Origin of the sequence: Nocardioides sp. AE5 (assembly GCF_031844485.1) — a bacterium.
In the GTDB taxonomy this organism is placed as follows: Bacteria; Actinomycetota; Actinomycetes; order Propionibacteriales; family Nocardioidaceae; genus Nocardioides.
On the sequence record NZ_JAUZVI010000004.1, the window covers coordinates 271,240 to 288,982 of the forward strand.

Consider the following 17,743-nt stretch of genomic DNA (forward strand, 5'->3'; position numbering starts at 1 on the left):
CTCACTGGTCGTCCTCCCGTGCGGTTGCTGCGGTTTCGCTGTCGACATGGACCCTGGCCAGGCGACCACCGACCCGGGTGACGATCTCATAGTTGATCGTGTCCACCACCTCGGCCCACTCCTGGGCGGTCGGCGCTCCGTCGTGCCCGGTGCCGAAGATCTCCACCGTGTCGCCGGCGGCCGCGGTGTCGTCGCCGAGGTCGATCACGAACTGGTCCATGCACAGGGTGCCGCGGATCGGGCGCCTGCTGCCGGCGGCCCAGACGTTGCCCCGGTTGGATGCGGCCCGCGGCAACCCCTCGGCGTACCCGGCGGGGACCAGGCCCAGTGTGGTCGGTGCGGGGGCGGTCCAGCGGTGCCCGTAGGAGACCGAGGCGCCCGCCTCGACCCGCTTGACCATCGCCAGTGTGGCGCGCACCGTCATTGCCGGGACCAGGCCCAGGTCGCCGGTCGCCCCCGGCGCCGGGTCGAGGCCATAGCTGGCGATCCCGACCCGGACCATGTCGAAGTGGCTGGACGGTCGCAGCACCGCGGCGGCGCTGTTGGCCAGGTGGCGCACCTCGGGGCGGAGCCCGGCCCCCCGGGCGGCCTCGATCGCGTCGAGGAAGACCCGCTCCTGCTCGTCGTTCGCCGGATGCGCAGGGTCGTCCGCGCAGGCCAGGTGGGACCAGAGCCCGGTGATCCGCACCGCTCCCCGCTCCTCGGCGGACCGGGCCGCATCCACCAGCGCCGGCCAGTCGACGGGCAGGCAGCCCCCGCGGGAGAGCCCGGTGTCGACCTTGAGCTGGACCCGTGCCGTGGTTCCCTGCTCGACCGCTGCCTGCTCGATCTCGGCGAGCTGGGCCAGCGAGTACGCCGAGACGTCGATGTCGCGCTCGATGGCCGGGGCGTACTCCTCGCCCGGCACCGCCATCCAGCACAGCACCCGGCCTCGGTCGTGGCCGTCGCGCAGTGCCACCGCCTCGTCGAGGGTGGCCACGCCGAGCCAGTCGGCGCCGGCCTCCCGGGCGGCGCGGGCCACCGGCACCATCCCGTGGCCATAGCCGTCGGCCTTGACCACGGTCATCATCAGCGGACCGCCGCCGTCGGGGGTGCGGGTGAGCGCGCGCAGGCGGCGTACGTTGTGCCGGATCGCGGCCAGGTCGACCACGATCTCTGCCCGGTGCGGCACGGCAGCCGCGCTCGCCCTCTCCCCACTCATGGGCCCGATTGTGTCACTGTGCCTGGCCGCGCAGGTCGCGAACCACCCCGGGCAGCGCGCGTGCCACGTCCGTGGCCACGATCGGCCCGTCGGCCGAGGCGCGGGTGGCAGCGGCCCCGTGGAGCCAGGATCCCACCGAGGCCGCGTCGTACGGGCCGAGTCCGGCGGCGGCCAGCGCGCCGATCAGGCCGGCCAGCACGTCCCCGGCTCCGGCCGTGCCCAGCCATGGCGTGCCGGTGGTGGTGACCCGGGTCCGTCCGTCGGGGTCACAGACCACGGTACGGCGGCCCTTGAGCAGCACCACGGCACCGAACTCGCGTGCCGCGTGGCGCGCGAAGTGCCAGGGGCGCGCCTCCACCTGGTCGCGGCGCATGTCGAGCATCCGGGCCAGTTCGCCGGCGTGCGGGGTCAGCACCAGGGGTGGGTCCGCGGGCGCCCCTGGGGTCGGTCGGACGTGGGCCAGGGCGTCGGCGTCCACCACGACCGGTACGCCGTCGGCCAGCGCGGTCGCGAGTTCCGTCCCTGCGTCCTCGCCGCCCCCGGAGCCGACCACCCAGGCCTGCACGCGGCCGGGGCCAAGCACCACCTCGGGATGGGCGGCGCGGACCTGGTTGCCCACCTCGTCGGGGCCGACGTGGCGGACCATGCCGGCCAGGCCGCAGTTGGCGCCGGCTGCGCTGAGCAGGCCGGCGCCCGGATAGGCGGCGCCGGTCCGCAGGCCGACCACGCCGCGGGTGTACTTGTGGGCGGCCGGGGCCGGGACCGGCAGCAGTGCAGCCACGTCGGCTGGTTGGAGCACCTCGAGCACCGGCTCGGGCAGGTCGAGGCCGAGGTCGACGACTACGACGGCACCGCAGTGCAGGGCGGCAGGGTAGAGGACGTGGCACGGCTTGTGGGTGCCGAAGGTGACGGTGAGGTCGGCCCTCACGTGCGCGCCATCGATCTCTCCGGTGTCCACGCTGAGCCCGCTGGGCACGTCGACCGCCACCATCGGGAGCCCCGTGAGCCGGGACAGCACGGCGACCGCGTCGGGGCGCAGGCCCGGGCGGCCACCGATGCCGACGATGCCGTCCACCACCACGTCCAGGCCTGCTGGCGGGGTGAACCCAGCCGCCGGGCACGTCGTACCGCCGGATGCGCGGAGCGCCGCCAGGCCGGCTGCGTGCGGATGGTCTGCCAGCAGCACCGCCGTGACCTGGGCGCCGCGCCGGGCCAGCAGCGCGCCTGCGAACAGGGTGTCGCCGCCGTTGTCCCCGGAGCCGACCAGGAGCAGCACCCGTCGCCCATAGGCCCCGCCGAGCAGGTCGATCACCGCAGTGGCCAGGCCACTGGCGGCCCGGGCCATCAGGGCACCGTCGGGCAGGGTCGCGAGCAGGTCTGCCTCGGCGGCACGGACCTGTTCGACGCTGTGGGCCTGGCGCATGGGGCCGAGACTAGTGGGTGCCGCCGGCCTGGTGTGTCGCTCACCGTCACCCGGTGACGGCAACCGACATCTCAACCCCGCGGACGGCTGCTCAGCCCTCGATCACGACGTACGCCGTGGCCAGGCCGCCGTCGTGGGAGAGCGAGAGGTGCACGTGCTTGCCGCCGGCGGCGGTGCAGGCGGCCTCCACGGTGCCCCTGATCACGAACCGGGGCCGCCCGGACTCCTCCTTGACCACCTCGGCGTCGTGCCAGCCCAGGCCAGGCGGTGCACCGAGCGCCTTGGCGATGGCCTCCTTGGCCGCGAACCGGGCCGCCAACGACTGGTCGGCGAACTCGGCCTCGGCAGGGGTGAAGAGGCGGGCACGCAGCGCCGGCGTCCGTGCCAGGGTCTCGACGAACCGTGCCACGTCGACGACGTCGACCCCGACCCCGACGATCACGGCGGCGGCGTCACTCGACGGTGACGGACTTGGCCAGGTTGCGCGGCTGGTCCACGTCGTGGCCCATCGCGGTGGCCAGTTCGCAGGCGAAGAGCTGGAGCGGCACCGCGGCAACCAGCGGCTGGAGCAGCACCGGGACCTTCGGCAGGGTGATCAACTCGTCGGCGTACGGGAGGATCTTCTCGTCGCCCTCCTCGGCCAGGCAGATCGTCCTCGCGCCCCGGGCGCGCACCTCCTGGATGCCGGAGATCATCTTTTCGTGCAACTGGTCGCGCCCGCGGGGCGGCACCACGCAGAGCACCGGCAGGTCCTCGGCGATCAGCGCGATCGGTCCGTGCTTGAGCTCTCCGGCAGCGAATCCCTCGGCGTGGATGTAGGCCAGTTCCTTGAGCTTCAGGGCGCCCTCGAGCGCGACCGGGTAGCCGGCGTGGCGGCCAAGGAAGAGGACCGACTTGGTTTCCTGGTGGCGTCGGGCGAGGTCATAGATCGCGTCGGCACCGTCGAGCACCTTCTCGATGTGCGCGGGCATCCGCTCCAGGTGATCCATCCACTCGGCGATCTCGTCCCCGAAGCGGGTCCCCTTGACCTGGGCCAGGTAGAGGGCGAGCAGGTAGCAGGCGACCAGCTGGGTCAGGAACCCCTTGGTGGAGGCGACCCCGATCTCGGGTCCGGCGTGGGTGTAGATCACCGCGTCCGACTCGCGCGGGATGGTGGAACCGTTGGTGTTGCAGATCGCGAGCACCTTGGACCGCTGCGTGCGAGCGTGGCGGATTGCCTGCAGGGTGTCGGCGGTCTCGCCGGACTGGCTGATCGCCACGACCAGGGTCTCCCGGGTCAGGATCGGGTCGCGGTAGCGGAACTCGGAGGCCAGTTCGACCTCGACCGGGATCCGGCACCAGTGCTCGATCGCGTACTTGGCCACCATCCCGGCATAGAACGAGGTGCCGCAGGCGATGATGATGATCTTGTCGATGTCGCGCAGTTCGTCGTCGGAGAGGCGGACCTCGTCGAGCTGGAGGCTGCCGTCGGCAGTACGCCGGCCCAGCAGCGAGTCAGCCACGGCACGGGGCTGCTCGAAGATCTCCTTGCGCATGAACCAGTCGTGGCCGTCCTTCTCCGCCGAGGAGAGGTCCCAGTCCACGTGGTAGCGGGTGCCCTCGGCCGGGGAGCCGTCGAACCCGGTGACCTCGACGCCCTCGCGGGTGATGGTGACGACCTGGTCCTGGCCGAGCTCGAGGGCCTCACGGGTGTGCTCGATGAAGGCAGCCACGTCGGAGCCGAGGAAGTTCTCCCCCTCGCCCAGGCCCACCACCAGCGGGCTGTTGCGCCGCGCGGCGACGACCCGGTCGGGGTCCTGGGCGTCGATGGCGACCAGGGTGAAGGCCCCCTCCAGGCGCTGGCAGGCACGCTGCATGGCGGTGGTCAGGTCGATGCCGGTGGCCAGCTCGCGCTCGATCAGGTGGGCGGCGATCTCGGTGTCGGTCTCGGAGAGCAGGTCGTGGCCCTCGGCCTCGAGTTCGGCGCGGAGTTCGGCGAAGTTCTCGATGATCCCGTTGTGCACCAGCGCAAGGCGCTTCTCGGCCCCCAGGTGCGGGTGGGCGTTGGTGTCGTTGGGGGCACCGTGGGTGGCCCAGCGGGTGTGCCCGATGCCGGTGGTCGACGGCGGCAGGGGATGCTCGTCGATGGCCTTGTCCAGGTTGGCCAACTTGCCGGCGCGCTTGTCAGAGGCGATCCGTCCTGAGTCGACCAGGGCGATGCCTGCCGAGTCGTAGCCCCGATACTCCAGGCGTCGCAATCCCTCGATCACGACGCCCTGTGCCTGCTGGCTCCCGACGTATCCCACGATTCCACACATGCGCCGAAGTGTATCCGTCCACGCATGCGGAATCGGCAACTGCAACAATGGCGATCATGTCTTCCCCGGCTGGCTCCGAGGGGCGCGACCACGGCCGCGAGACCTCGCCGTACATCGAACTGGCGCGCGACGCATGGGCGGCGCTCGCCGAATCGACCGAACAGCCACTCAGTCCGGCCGAGATCGACCGGGTCCGCGGGCTCGGCGACGAGTTGAACCTCGACGAGGTGCAGCAGGTCTACCTGCCACTCTCCCGACTGCTCAGCCTGTACGTCGACGCGGCGGGGCACCTGCACCGGCGCCAGCAGGCGTTCCTCGACTTCCCGGTGCCCCCGCGTACGCCGTTCGTGATCGGCCTGGCCGGGTCCGTCGCGGTCGGCAAGTCGACCACGGCGCGCGTGCTGCAGCAGATGCTGGCCCACTGGCCCGAACACCCGTCGGTCTCCCTGGTCACCACCGACGGCTTCCTCTTCCCCAACGCGGAACTAGAGCGGCGTGGCCTGCTGCAGCGCAAGGGCTTCCCGGAGTCCTATGACCGCAAGGCCCTGCTCCGGTTCGTGATCGACATCAAGTCCGGCAAGGACGAGGTCGAGGCACCGATCTATTCGCACCTGACCTATGACGTGGTCCCCGACGAGAAGATCGTCGTCAAGAGCCCGGACATCGTCATCGTGGAGGGCCTCAACGTGCTGCAACCGGCGCGGGTCCGCGAGGACGGCCGGACCGGCCTGGCCGTGAGCGACTTCTTCGACTTCTCCGTCTTCGTCGACGCCGCCACCTCCGACATCCAGCACTGGTACGTCCAACGCTTCCTGCGCCTGCGTGACACCGCCTTCCGGGACCCGAAGTCCTACTTCGCCCGCTATGGCGACCTGACCGAGGCCGAGGCCCGTGTCGAGGCGGCGCGGATCTGGGAGTCGATCAACGGCCCGAACCTGACCCAGAACGTGCTGCCCACCCGGTCACGGGCCAACCTCGTGCTCCGCAAGGACAAGGACCACTCGGTGCGCTACGTGCGCCTGCGCAAGCTCTGACCCTTCCCACCCTCACTACATGCCCTGTAACGCGGGGTTATCGTCGCTCAAGTAGCGCTGTGCGCCCCTTTTTCGTCCACAACACCGCACAAGTCCCGGGGTACGCCGTGGGCAACAGCACCGCACAAGTCCCGGGGTACGCCGTGGGCAACAGCACCGCACAAGTCCCGGGGTACGCCGCGACTCAGAGCGCCAGGCGCTCGCGCACCACTGCGGCCAGCGAATCCGCGACCGCGCCTGCCTGCTCCTCGGTGGGCGCTTCCACCATCACCCGGACCAGCGGCTCGGTCCCCGAGGGCCGCAGCAGCACGCGACCGGAGTCGCCCAGGTCGTCCTCCGCCCGGGCCACGGCAGCCAGCAGTTCCTCATCCGTGCCGGCGCGTGCCTTGTCGACGCCGGCGACGTTGACCAGCACCTGCGGCAGGCGCGTCATCACGGCGGCCAGGTCGGCCAGGGAGGATCCGGTGACGGCCATCCGCTCGAGCAGGTGCAGGGCGGTGAGGATCCCGTCGCCGGTGGTGGCGTGCTCGCTCATGATCACGTGGCCGGACTGTTCACCGCCCAGGCCGAATCCGCCTGCCTTCATCTCCTCCAGCACATAGCGGTCCCCCACGCTGGTCTGGCGCACGGTGAGGCCGTTGGCCTCCAGCGCCTGGACGAAGCCGAGGTTGCTCATCACCGTTGCCACCACGACGTCGCCGGGCAGCTTGCCGGCGTCACGGAGCGAGAGTCCCAGCACGGCCAGGATCTGGTCACCGTCCACCACGGTGCCGTCGGCGTCGACGGCCAGGCAGCGATCGGAGTCGCCGTCGAGCCCGAATCCGGCGTCGGCGCCGTGCTCGACGACGGCGCGTTGCAGGTCCTCGAGGTGGGTGGAACCGCAGTTGTCGTTGATGTTGAGCCCGTCGGGCTCCGCGTGGATCGCGATCACCTCGGCACCGGCGGCACGCAGGGCCTGCGGGCCTGCCTGCCAGGCGGCTCCCTCCGCACAGTCGAGGACGACCTTGAGGCCGGCCAGGGGTGTCGAGCGGGTCGAGACGAGGTGGGCCACATAGTCGTCGACCGCCGCGTCGTACGTCGTGACCCGGCCGACATCGGCGCCCGTGGGGCGCTCCCACTCCTCGCGCAAGCGCTCCTCGATGGCCACCTCGATGGCGTCGTCGAGCTTGACCCCACCGCGGGCCAGGAACTTGATCCCGTTGTCCGGCATCGGGTTGTGCGACGCGCTCAGCATCACGCCGAGGTCTGCCCCGAGCGCACCGGTCAGGTGTGCAACGCCCGGGGTCGGCAGGACGCCCAGCAGGTGTACGTCGACGCCGGCCGAGGCAAGTCCCGCCACGACGGCGGCCTCGAGGAATTCGCCCGAGGCCCGGGTGTCACGCCCGACCACGGCCAGCGGGCGCCGTCCGGGCGTGCCCGGGGCCGCGAGTTCGCCACGGTCGGCCAACACGTGCGCTGCGGCGACGGACAGGTCGAGGGCCAGTTCCGCGGTGAGATCGCGATTGGCCAGGCCACGCACCCCGTCGGTGCCGAACAACTTCTTGGTCACGCTCACATCCCCCTGCGGCGTCGGAAACGAAAGAACCGGGCACGCTGGCGGCACGGGGGCCGCCAGCGTGCCCGGGAAGCGGCGTGGACCGCCTCGCATGCCGGTGCCCGGCATGCGGAGCGGAATCAGCGCTTGGAGAACTGCGAGGCCTTGCGGGCCTTCTTGAGACCGGCCTTCTTCCGCTCGACCACGCGGGCGTCACGGGTGAGCAGTCCGGCCTTCTTGAGGACCGGGCGGTTGGCCTCGACGTCGACGTCGTTCAGCGAACGCGCCACGCCCAGGCGCAGCGCGCCGGCCTGGCCAGCGCTGCCGCCGCCGTGGATGCGGGCGATGACGTCGAAGCGACCCTCGAGCTGCAGGGCAGCGAACGGCTCGTTGACGATCTGCTGGTGCAGCTTGTTCGGGAAGTAGTTCTCGAGGCTGCGGCCGTTGATGCTCCACTCGCCGGAACCGGGCACGATGCGGACCCGGGCCACGGCCTCCTTGCGGCGGCCGGTGGCGCCGGCCGGGGCGATGGTGGCCGGACGCTGCGGGGCGTCGGCGGACGGGGCGGACTCGGACGAGTAGGCGATGCCCTGCTCGTTGGTCTCGTAGGTCTCCTCGACCTCGCCCTCGGCGGTGATGTTCTCAGTCACGTTGATGTCCTTGTCTGCAATCACTGGGAGATCTGCGTGATCTCGAACGGGGTGGCCTTCTGGGCCGCGTGCGGGTGCTCGGGGCCGGAGTAGACCTTGAGCTTCTTCAGCATCTGGCGGCCGAGGCGGTTCTTGGGGAGCATGCCCCAGACGGCCTTCTCGATGGCCTTGCGGGCGTCCTTCTCCAGGAGTTCACCGATCGGCGTGGCGGAGAGGCCACCGGGGTATCCCGAGTGGCGGTAGGCTAGCTTGGCGGTCTTCTTGTTGCCGGAGAGGGCAACCTTCTCCGCGTTCACGACGATGACGAAGTCACCCATGTCCATGTGCGGGGCAAAGGTGGGCTTGTGCTTGCCGCGGAGCAGGTTCGCAACCTGGACGGCGAGGCGGCCGAGGACGATGTCCTCGGCGTCGATGACGAGCCATTCGCGCTGGATGTCAGCGGGCTTGGGGCTGTAAGTACGCAACGTGAGTTGCTCCACTTCAGTTCGTTGGGACCGGCCAGGGATGCCTGGTCGGGTGGTGGTGCTGACGCCTGCTGACGAACACTGCCCGGCTCCACTTCGTCCGGGTCTGCACCGCTTGAGGGCGCGGCAACAGGCGCGACCAGCAAGTTTAGGCGGAGGCCGCCTGCGGGGTCAAAACGCCAGCGGGTCCGCCTGCACGCCCCGCAGGCCAGCGTGCCCCGATGTCAGCGCGCCCGCCTGACCCGGCCCTCGTCCCAGACCGGCTCGGGGGTCTCGGCCACGGTGCCGTCCGCACGGTAGACCAGGAACCGGTCGAAGCCGCGGGCGAACCAGCGGTCATGGGTCACCGCGAGCACCGTGCCCTCGAATGCTGCCAGTCCTTCCTCCAGTGCCTCCGCGGACTGGAGGTCGAGGTTGTCGGTGGGTTCGTCGAGGAGCAACAACGTGGCGCCGGAAAGTTCGAGCAGCAGGATCTGGAACCGGGCCTGCTGCCCACCGGAGAGCGACTCGAACCGCTGGTCGGCAGCGTGGGCGAGCTCATAGCGGTCCAGCACCCGGGAGGCCTGCTCGCGCCCCATTCCCTCGCGACCATGTCCGGCCATGCCGGTGTCGCCGCGGTGCAGGATCTCGAGCAGGGTGCGCCCCACCAGTTCGGGGTGTTCGTGGGTCTGCACGAACCATCCCGGCCGGACCCGGGCACCGAGCCTGGCCACGCCCCGGTGCGCCACCGGGGCGACCTCAGCCTCGCCCACCGGGAGGTGTCCGGCCTCCGGGGTGGTGCCGCCACCGGCGAGCAGGCGCAGGAAGTGCGACTTACCGGACCCGTTCGAGCCGAGCACGGCGACCCGTTCGCCGTACCAGACCTCCAGGTCGAACGGCTTCATCAGCCCGGTCAACTCCAGGGCCTCGCAGACCACGGCACGCTTCCCGGTCCGTCCCCCGCGCAGCCGCATGGCCACCTGCTGCTCCCGCGGCTGCTCAGTCGGTGGCCCCGCATCCTCGAAGCGGCGCAACCGGGTCTGGGCCGCCTGGTAGCGGCTGGCCATGTCGGAGTTGTAGGCGGCCTTCTGCTTGTACATCAGCATCTGGGCGCGCAGCTTGGCGTGCTCCTCGTCCCAGCGCCTGCGGAGTTCCTCGAACCGGGCGAACCGGTCCCGCCTGGCCTGGTGGTAGGAGGCGAAGCCTCCCGGGTGGGTCCAGACCCGGTTTCCGCTGGACCCGAGCTCGACGGTGACCACCCGGGTCGCGGTGTTGGCCAGCAACTCCCGGTCGTGGGAGATGAACAGGATGGTCTTGGCGGACGCCCTGATCCGTTCCTCGAGCCAGATCTTGCCGGGCACATCGAGGAAGTTGTCCGGTTCGTCCAGGAGCAGGACCTGGTCCGGGCCACGGAGCAGGTACTCCAGGACGAGCCGCTTCTGCTCCCCACCCGACAGCGTGGCGAGCAGCCGGTTGCGGACCCGGTCGAAGGGCGCGCCCAGCGCGGCCATCGCGCAGACGTCCCAGACCACCTCGATGTCATAGCCGCCGGCGTCGCCGAACTCGGCAAGGGCTGCGGCATAGCGCATCTGGTTGCGTTCGTCGTCGACCTCCATCAGGGCCAGCTCGCAACGCTCCACCGCCGCCGCGGCACGGCGTACCGCGGGCGGGGCGACGGAGCCCAGCAGGTCTGCGACGGTGGGTCCTTCGGGGAGTCCGTCGGACACCATCTGTCGCATCACGCCGAGGCCGCCGCTGCGGGTGACCACCCCTGCATGCGGGGCGAGTTCGCCAGTGATGATCCTCAGCAGGGTGGTCTTCCCGGCACCGTTGGCGCCCACCAGCGCCACCTTGCTCCCGTCACCGACCCGGAATGAGACGTCCTCGAGCAGCACCCGCCCGTCGGGGAGTTCGAAGCGCACCCCGGCGACGTCCACATGGCCCATGCTCCGATCCTCTCCGCCACTGTTGACCGGTCGCAAACGGTTTACCGGGCGGCGGCGTCTCAACAACCGGTCAGTAACTTCATCAAGGGGCACCCCACGTGGTGTCGGGCGCCACAACGGAATAGGTTGGGACTGACCGATACGAGAGTCCACAACACTCATGGACGACAGGAGCCGACGTGACCGACGCACCGGCCGTCACCGAAGACAACACCCAGTCCCTCACCATCAGGGACAACCGCACCGGCAGTGAATACGCCGTCCCGATCACCGACGGCACCATCAAGGCCGCCGATCTCGGCAAGATCCGCGTCGACGAGGAGACCCCGGGCCTGGCCGTCTACGACCCCGGTTTCGTCAACACTGCCTCCTGCCGCAGCGCCGTCACCTTCATCGACGGCGACAAGGGCATCCTCGAATACCGCGGATACCCGATCGAGCAGCTCGCCGAGAAGTCGAACTTCCTCGAGGTCGCCTACCTGCTGATCCACGGCGCGCTCCCCACCAAGGCCGAGTACGACGCCTGGGAGCACGAGATCACCTACCACACGTTCGTCCACGAGAACGTGAAGTCGTTCATGCACGGCTTCCGCTACGACGCCCACCCGATGGGGATGCTGATGGCGTCGGTCGGTGCGCTGTCCACCTTCTACCCGGACGCCCGCAACATCGACGACCCGGCCAACCGCCACATGCAGATCGTCCGGATGATCGCCAAGATGCCCACCCTCGGCGCCTGGTCCTTCCGCCACGCCCAGGGCAAGCCGTTCGTCTATCCCGACAACGACCTGAGCTACACCGAGAACTTCCTCTCCATGCTCTTCAAGATGAGCGAGAAGAAGTTCGAGGCCGACGAGCGCCTGGTGCGTGCCCTGGACGTCCTGTTCATCCTGCACGCCGACCACGAGCAGAACGCCTCGACCAACGCGGTCCGCTCCGTCGGCTCGACCCAGGTCGACCCCTATTCCGCCGTGGCCGCTGGCGTCGGCGCACTCTTCGGCCCGCTCCACGGCGGCGCCAACGAGGCGGTGCTGCGGATGCTGCGCCGGATCGGGAAGAAGGAGAACATCCCCTCCTTCATCGACGGCGTCAAGAACGGCAACGAGCGCCTGATGGGCTTCGGCCACCGGGTCTACAAGAACTACGACCCGCGCGCGAAGATCATCAAGAAGTCCGCCGAGGACGTCTTCGAGGTGACCGGCACCAACCCGCTCCTGGACATCGCCCTGGAGCTGGAGAAGATCGCCCTGGAGGATGAATACTTCGTCCAGCGCAAGCTCTATCCGAATGTGGACTTCTACTCGGGCCTGATCTACGAGGCGTTCCAGTTCCCGCCGGAGATGTTCACCGTCCTCTTCGCCATCGGCCGTACGCCGGGCTGGTTGGCGCAGTGGCTGGAACTGGTCCAGGACAAGGAGCAGAAGATCGCCCGGCCCAAGCAGATCTACACCGGTGAGCGCCGCCTCGACTTCACCGCGGCCAGCGAGCGCTGGGCCTGAGCACGAACAAGGACGACCGCCACCCACGGGTGGATCCCAGGGCCCCGGGAAGCGACAGCCCCCCGGGGGCCTTGCGGTTTCCGAAACCCTTGGTCCACTGCGATATCGTGCGGCGATGCCCAAACCGACCCTGCCCGCGATGGCGTGGCCCACTCTCGCCCGCACCGCGGGACGGCTCCCGGGCTCCCGCTATCGCGATGACCTGGCCCGTCAGGCCAGTCGTGGACACTTCGATGCCGATGGACTGATCGCCCACGCACGGACCGGGACCACCGGGATCGCAGTCGACTTCGACCCGGTCGGCCTGGCCTGGTTCGGCCACTTCGTAGCCTCCGAGCACGAGAGCGGGACCAACGTCGAGGACACGGTCGCGGTATTCCGGCTTGCCTATCGGGTCGGCGGCCACCGGGCGCTCTCCGGTGACCTCAACGCGGTGTGGGTCCAGGCACTCTCCCTGGCCGGCCAGCTCGGCGCCTTCCGCTCGGTGCTGACACCGCGACGGGTCAACAGCTCGGTGTTGTGGGCAGCAGACGCCGATGCCCTCCACCCGGGCAGCCCCACCACTGCCGACGCTGCCTGGCTGGCCGAACTCAATCGCCCCTTCGCTGCCCTCGGCATCGAGCCGTTGGGCCTCCGCGGAGGCGAAGGTGTGGCCTTCGACCGGGTGTACGCCGCAGCGACAGCGGACGATCCGGACCCGGACCTCCCCCTGGTCTCCGTCATCGTCCCGGTCTACAACCCCGGCCCGAGCCTGCGCACCACCGTGGACTCACTCCTGGCCCAGACCTGGTCGAACCTGGAGATCCTGCTCTGCGACGACGCCTCCACCACGGGGAGCGAACTCTTCGCCGAGCTGGTGGCGCTGGACGCCCGCATCCACCACGTCCGGGCACCGCGCAACGGCGGCGCCTACGCGGCACGGAACCTGGGCGTGGGGACCGCCCGCGGCGAGTTCGTCACCTTCAACGATGCCGACGACTGGTCCCATCCACGCCGCATCGAACGCCAGTATCGCGCCATGCAGGCAACACCCGGTGCCCGCGCCTGCATGAGCTGGTGCATCCAGTGCACCCCGGACCTGCGACTGACGGTCCTGGGGCGGCCCACGGAGCGGGTCAATCTCTCCTCCATCCTGTTCCGACGCAGCGACGTCCTGGCCGGGATGGGTGGGTTCGACGCGATCCGCAAGGGCGCCGACTCAGAGTTCGTGGAGCGGTTCCGGGTCAGGTTCGGCAAGGAAGCACTGCTCGAGATCGAGGAACCCCTGGCCCTGGTCCAGTTGACCCAGGGATCCCTGTCCAGGGATGACTTCCGGTTCCTGCGCACCAACCCGACTCGCCGGCAGTACATGTCTGACTTCCGGCACTGGCACGCCCAACTGCGCCGGGCACCGGAAGGCGCCTATGTCGCTCCGGGCGTTCGCGCCCCATTCCCTGCTCCCGACTACCTGGCCGGAGTGCGACCCGCTCCACGCGACCTCGACGTGGTGCTCCTGGCCAACCTCACCGCGGGGGCGCCGACCGTCGTGGACCTGGCCGCCGAAGCCACGGCGTTGGTCGACGCCGGTCTGCGCGTGGGCATCATGGAGTGCCTGGCCCCCTACGACCTCACCGCGAGCGTCCGCGAGGCCCGTGGGTCGCTCGCGGAGGCGATCAGGAACGGGGTCACGCGCCTCTTCCCGGGCGACCAGGTCCGAGCCCGCCTGCTGGTGGTCCGCGATCCGGCCGGTCCCGTTGCCATGCCGGACCAGGCCCTCACTGGCCTCACCGCACCCCACGCAGTGGTCATCGCCGATTACGCTCCCCACCACGGCGGCGGGTACGACCCTGCGGCCGTGGCCGACATCCTCGCCAGCCGGACCGGGGCAGCAGTCGCCTGGTTGCCTGCCACACCGGGCATTGGTACGGCGATCGCGGAGTCCGCAATTCCTGCGCGGGTCCTGCCACCTGCCCCGTTCGGTGCACTGGAATCCCGGCCGGGTGTTCCCGCTGCCGCCGTCCCCACCGTCGGCATCGCCTTGGACGACCCCACCCCGGTCACCGGCACCGACACCGGCCTGGCCCCGTTCCTGGAGGCGACGTCCGACAGCGAGATCCGGGTCCTCTCCCGGGGGCCGGGACGCACCAGTGGGCTGGAGGCGCTTGGCGTGGAGCACCTCCGCTCCACGGCCGTCAGCGACGACGAGTTCGCTGCACTGTGCGACATCATCGTCATCCCGCGCCTGCCCCAGCGGGGACCCCACCTGTCCCGCTGGCTCGCCCGCGCACTGGCCAACGGACGGATCATCGTGGCGCCCCGCGCGTACGAGGGCCACCTGGATACCGCTGCGCTCTACCTCGACGAGACCGACCTGGCGCAACTGGCGCTCGCATGGGAGTCGGCCATGGTTGCCGCCCAAGGACGGCGCGCCGCCGACTGGGCCATGTCCCACCTGGGGGCCGAGGCCGTCAGGAGTGCCATAATCCCGCACTTGACGAGCAGCAAGGAGACTGTGGACGCATGAGGGAACTCGGGCGCAAGTATCTGGTGGTGACCGGAGCGGGTGGCGCTGCTGCTGCCGTCACCGCACTGGCTGCCATCCTGCAGTGGTGGAGCGTCGCCCTCGCTGCGCTCTCCGTGGCCATCGTCTGCACGCTCGGTGCGCTGGCACTGATCCGCACGGACATCGGACGCATGCGCTCCACGCTCGGCCGGGTCCCTGCGACCAGCGGCACCGTCACCGCACGCCACTCCGCCGCCGGGGAGGTGCAACTGGCGCGACGTGTCGCGGCAGAGGTCCAGGCGGCGCTCGGCGCCACCACGACCGGATCGCCCCGGGACGACACCACCGGGACCGACCAGGTCGCAGCCCTGCTGTGGATCCACACGCACCATCCCGCTCCGACGGCACCGCCGCTGGTCCTGCCTGGAATCATGCCCGCCCAGTTTGCCGCGGTCCTGCGCCTGGTCAAGGAGCAACGCCCGGCACGGGTCCTGGCGATCGACCCCGGGCCCGCCGGGGCCTGGTTGGCGAATGCCGTGGCGGGCGAGACAACACTCGTCATGGACGCCGCCGCCCCATACACCTCCATCGACGGGGCACGCGTCGTACCCGTTCCCCGTGCGCTTCCCGACGTACCCCACGCCTGGCTGGAGTGGTACGACCTGTCGGACCTGGCCCACTCCGGCCCCTTCGACCTGATCGTGGTCGGGGTGCCGGACACCAGTTCCGCCCAGGCCACCCGCCCGGTCCTGCCGCTGCTCGATGCCCTGCTCACCCCGGGGGGCATCCTCACTGCGCTCGAGGCTGACCCGGCGCGGCCGGTGACACGGGCCTGGGCCGCGACGCCAGGGTGGAGGGCCGACGAGGCCGATCCCGCCCTCCCACTGCACCACGACGCATGACCACCAGCTCCACCATCGCAACCAGCACGCCGCCCCGGCAGGGTCAGGTGTCCTCCTTCGGATACGCGGTGCTGGTTCCGGAACGCCGCCTGCCGCTGTTGTCAGGACACCTGGCGCAGTTGCGGGAGGATGCCACCACGGCCGATCTCGTGGTGACCATCGTCCATCCGGCAAGCACCGGCGCCGCAATCCGGAACCTCACCGCGGAGATGACGCGGGTCCGGTTGGTGGAGTCACCAGAGCCAGACCTGAGGTCCCTCTCCGAGGCACTGGTCGAGGAGTCACGCCACCTCACGACGCCGTACCTCATTGCGCACCTGCTCCGCTCCCCTGCCGCCCCGGCCGATGTGCTCGCGGAAGCCACCGCACTGAAGTCGGACTACTCCTCCATCGGCTGGACCCCCGACGCACTCAACCTGCGGGACGACATGCTCCCGATCCTCACCCCGACCGAGCACACCCCGCGACAGGTCGGCGCCGCCTACACCGAGGTCGCGCGCCAGGTGCCGGGCACCACCGGCACGGCGTGGAACGAATACCTGGCCCACCTCAGCCTGGTGGCCGCACGCCCCGTGCTGGAGGCGGCCGATCCGATCCCCGGTGGCATGGTCGTCAGGATCGGCCTCGGCACCCGGGCCCTCACCGGGTCCGATCCCCCGGCCTGGCGCTATCGCGTGGTCGCCCGCGACAGGAACGGACGGCTGGCATCCTCGGAGCCGACCGGCCTGAGTGAACGCTTCGCCAAGATCGGCCCGAGCAGCTGGGACGACCTGGTGGTCCAGATCCCCCTCGCCGGTCTTTCCAGCGGCACCTATCAACTGTTCCTCGAGGCGGACGGAGCCCGTCCCACGACACAGCCACTCAAGCCCCGGGCCGGCGTCCTGCTGCCGTCCCGCCCCGTGGCAGTGCCGGCCGGGGACGGCAGGACCTTGCGCTTCCAGGTCTTCCCCTCCGCCACGGCCGGGCGATCCATGCTTCGGCTGCAGGCCCGCACAGGAGCGATCGCCCACCTCCGCTGGGCCCTCCGGATGGCAGTCGACGACGTCCTGTTTGCCTTCCGACGCGGCATCCCTGCCCAGGCCAAGCGACTGCGCCTCCTGCGCATGGTCACCCTGCCGTTCTTCTTCTGGCGCACCATCTGGCTCGTCGGTGAGCGGAGCGACACGGCGCAGGACAACGGCATGCACCTCTTCCGCCACCTGCGGGGGGCAGGGGCGCGCAGCGGCCGAGTCGTCCACTACGTCATCGACGACGAGAGCCCACAACGCGGGGCCGTCGCAGGCCTGGGCACACTCCTCCCCCATTCGTCATGGCGACACCGTCTCTACATGCTCCATGCACGAGCCGTGATCGGCGCCTTCTCACTGCACTACCTGATCCCACGGCAGTGGGATCCCAGCGTCTTCGTCGAGCATGTGGCCTGGCGTACCGACAGCCTCCAGGTCTTCCTGCAGCACGGCGTCCACATGAGCCCCCGCGCCGTACGCCGTGGTTCGACCGGTTACGACGTCATGCTGACCAGCACGCCACGCGAGACCGAGGCGCTCCGTGTGTCCGGATACGACCGGCAACTCGCCGAGACCGGACTCCCCCGGTACGACGCGCTGCAGCCGAGCGCACGCACGCGCACCATCCTCTTCATGACGACCTGGCGGCAATACCTCGTGCCGAGACTGTTCGGCGGCACGGACGAGGCGCAGAACCCGTTCGAGGGATCGAGCTACCAACGCTTCATGAGCGCACTGGTGGCCCACCCGCGCCTCGACGCCATGCTCAACCGGTACGACTATCGCCTGGTGATGCTGCCTCACTACAACATGGTCGACTTCTTCAGCACGCTGCCGCTCGTCGGCGACCGGATCCAGATCGCCGACCAGGATGAACTGCCCGTGCAACAGCAACTCATCCATTGCGATGGCTTCATCACCGACTACTCCTCGGTGCACTTCGACGTGGCCTACCTCGGTACGCCGTTGATCTACGCACGCTTCGACGAGGAGGAGTACGAGACCCTGCACGCCTCGCCGGGGTGGTTCGACTACGACGCGGAGGGCTTCGGTCCGGTGGCACGGACCCTGGACGAAACCCTGGACGCCCTCGAAGCGATGCTCGCCAGCGACTGCACCCAGCCGGACGAGTACGCCGCGCGGGTCGATGCAGCCTTCCCGCACCGCGATGGCGCCAACTGCGCCCGGGTCACGGATGTCATCGAGACCACGCTCGCCTCCCGCCACGCACCGCTGTCGGCCCTTCCCGAGGCTGGCAAGGGGTGAGTGTGAAGGAGCATCGTCCGGTGTCGTTCCGTGCGGACATTGAGGGGATGCGGACGATC

At 70.1% G+C, this 17,743-nt stretch carries 13 protein-coding genes; 5 read left to right on the top strand and 8 right to left on the bottom strand.

All coding sequences use genetic code 11. From position 1 onward, the window contains the following. Position 1: 1 nt before the first annotated feature. The 4 genes from alr to glmS form a co-directional block, all read right to left on the bottom strand. The gene (alr, locus tag Q9R27_RS08855) at positions 2–1,201 is read right to left on the bottom strand and encodes an alanine racemase (protein ID WP_311252001.1); all 1,200 of its coding nucleotides are present in this window, start codon (positions 1,199–1,201) and stop codon (positions 2–4) included. 13 nt (positions 1,202–1,214) lie between these two features. Next, positions 1,215–2,624, bottom strand: coding sequence for an NAD(P)H-hydrate dehydratase (locus tag Q9R27_RS08860; RefSeq protein WP_311252002.1), 1,410 nt, complete (start codon positions 2,622–2,624; stop codon positions 1,215–1,217). Between the two features lie 91 nt (positions 2,625–2,715). Next, positions 2,716–3,066 carry a holo-ACP synthase gene (locus Q9R27_RS08865; protein WP_311252003.1) on the bottom strand — a complete coding sequence of 117 codons (351 nt, stop codon included), beginning with the start codon at positions 3,064–3,066 and terminating at the stop codon, positions 2,716–2,718. A 10-nt stretch (positions 3,067–3,076) separates the two neighbouring features. Then, the gene (gene glmS / locus Q9R27_RS08870; RefSeq protein ID WP_311252004.1) at positions 3,077–4,921 is read right to left on the bottom strand and encodes a glutamine--fructose-6-phosphate transaminase (isomerizing); all 1,845 of its coding nucleotides are present in this window, start codon (positions 4,919–4,921) and stop codon (positions 3,077–3,079) included. Between the two features lie 56 nt (positions 4,922–4,977). On the opposite strand from glmS, the gene coaA reads away from it, so the two are divergent. Beyond that, complete coding sequence (coaA, locus tag Q9R27_RS08875) at positions 4,978–5,955, top strand: type I pantothenate kinase (protein ID WP_311252005.1); 978 nt, start codon at positions 4,978–4,980, stop codon at positions 5,953–5,955. A gap of 184 nt (positions 5,956–6,139) precedes the next feature. On the opposite strand, the gene glmM is transcribed toward coaA, so the two are convergent. The 4 genes from glmM to Q9R27_RS08895 form a co-directional block, all read right to left on the bottom strand. Then, positions 6,140–7,504 carry a phosphoglucosamine mutase gene (gene glmM / locus Q9R27_RS08880; RefSeq protein WP_311252006.1) on the bottom strand — a complete coding sequence of 455 codons (1,365 nt, stop codon included), beginning with the start codon at positions 7,502–7,504 and terminating at the stop codon, positions 6,140–6,142. Between the two features lie 125 nt (positions 7,505–7,629). Continuing rightward, entirely contained in the window at positions 7,630–8,139 is a 510-nt protein-coding gene (rpsI, locus tag Q9R27_RS08885) for a 30S ribosomal protein S9 (protein WP_397219660.1), read from the bottom strand. Positions 8,140–8,159: 20 nt separating this feature from the next. Next, positions 8,160–8,603, bottom strand: coding sequence for a 50S ribosomal protein L13 (gene rplM / locus Q9R27_RS08890; protein ID WP_311252007.1), 444 nt, complete (start codon positions 8,601–8,603; stop codon positions 8,160–8,162). Positions 8,604–8,827: 224 nt separating this feature from the next. Then, a complete protein-coding gene (locus tag Q9R27_RS08895; protein ID WP_311252008.1) occupies positions 8,828–10,528 on the bottom strand; it encodes an ATP-binding cassette domain-containing protein in 1,701 nt (566 codons plus the stop codon). A 179-nt stretch (positions 10,529–10,707) separates the two neighbouring features. Here Q9R27_RS08895 and Q9R27_RS08900 point away from each other — a divergent pair, with 179 nt between their 5' ends. The 4 genes from Q9R27_RS08900 to Q9R27_RS08915 all read left to right on the top strand — a co-directional run bounded on the left by Q9R27_RS08900 (position 10,708) and on the right by Q9R27_RS08915 (position 17,684). Beyond that, a complete protein-coding gene (locus tag Q9R27_RS08900) occupies positions 10,708–12,027 on the top strand; it encodes a citrate synthase (RefSeq protein ID WP_311252009.1) in 1,320 nt (439 codons plus the stop codon). 115 nt (positions 12,028–12,142) lie between these two features. Then, positions 12,143–14,530 carry a glycosyltransferase family A protein gene (locus tag Q9R27_RS08905; protein WP_311252010.1) on the top strand — a complete coding sequence of 796 codons (2,388 nt, stop codon included), beginning with the start codon at positions 12,143–12,145 and terminating at the stop codon, positions 14,528–14,530. Beyond that, positions 14,527–15,411, top strand: a complete 885-nt coding sequence (locus Q9R27_RS08910; protein ID WP_311252011.1) for a hypothetical protein — start codon at positions 14,527–14,529, stop codon at positions 15,409–15,411. The genes Q9R27_RS08905 and Q9R27_RS08910 overlap by 4 nt, the downstream gene beginning before the upstream one ends. Beyond that, positions 15,408–17,684 carry a CDP-glycerol glycerophosphotransferase family protein gene (locus tag Q9R27_RS08915; protein WP_311252012.1) on the top strand — a complete coding sequence of 759 codons (2,277 nt, stop codon included), beginning with the start codon at positions 15,408–15,410 and terminating at the stop codon, positions 17,682–17,684. The genes Q9R27_RS08910 and Q9R27_RS08915 overlap by 4 nt, the downstream gene beginning before the upstream one ends. Positions 17,685–17,743: the final 59 nt, after the last annotated feature.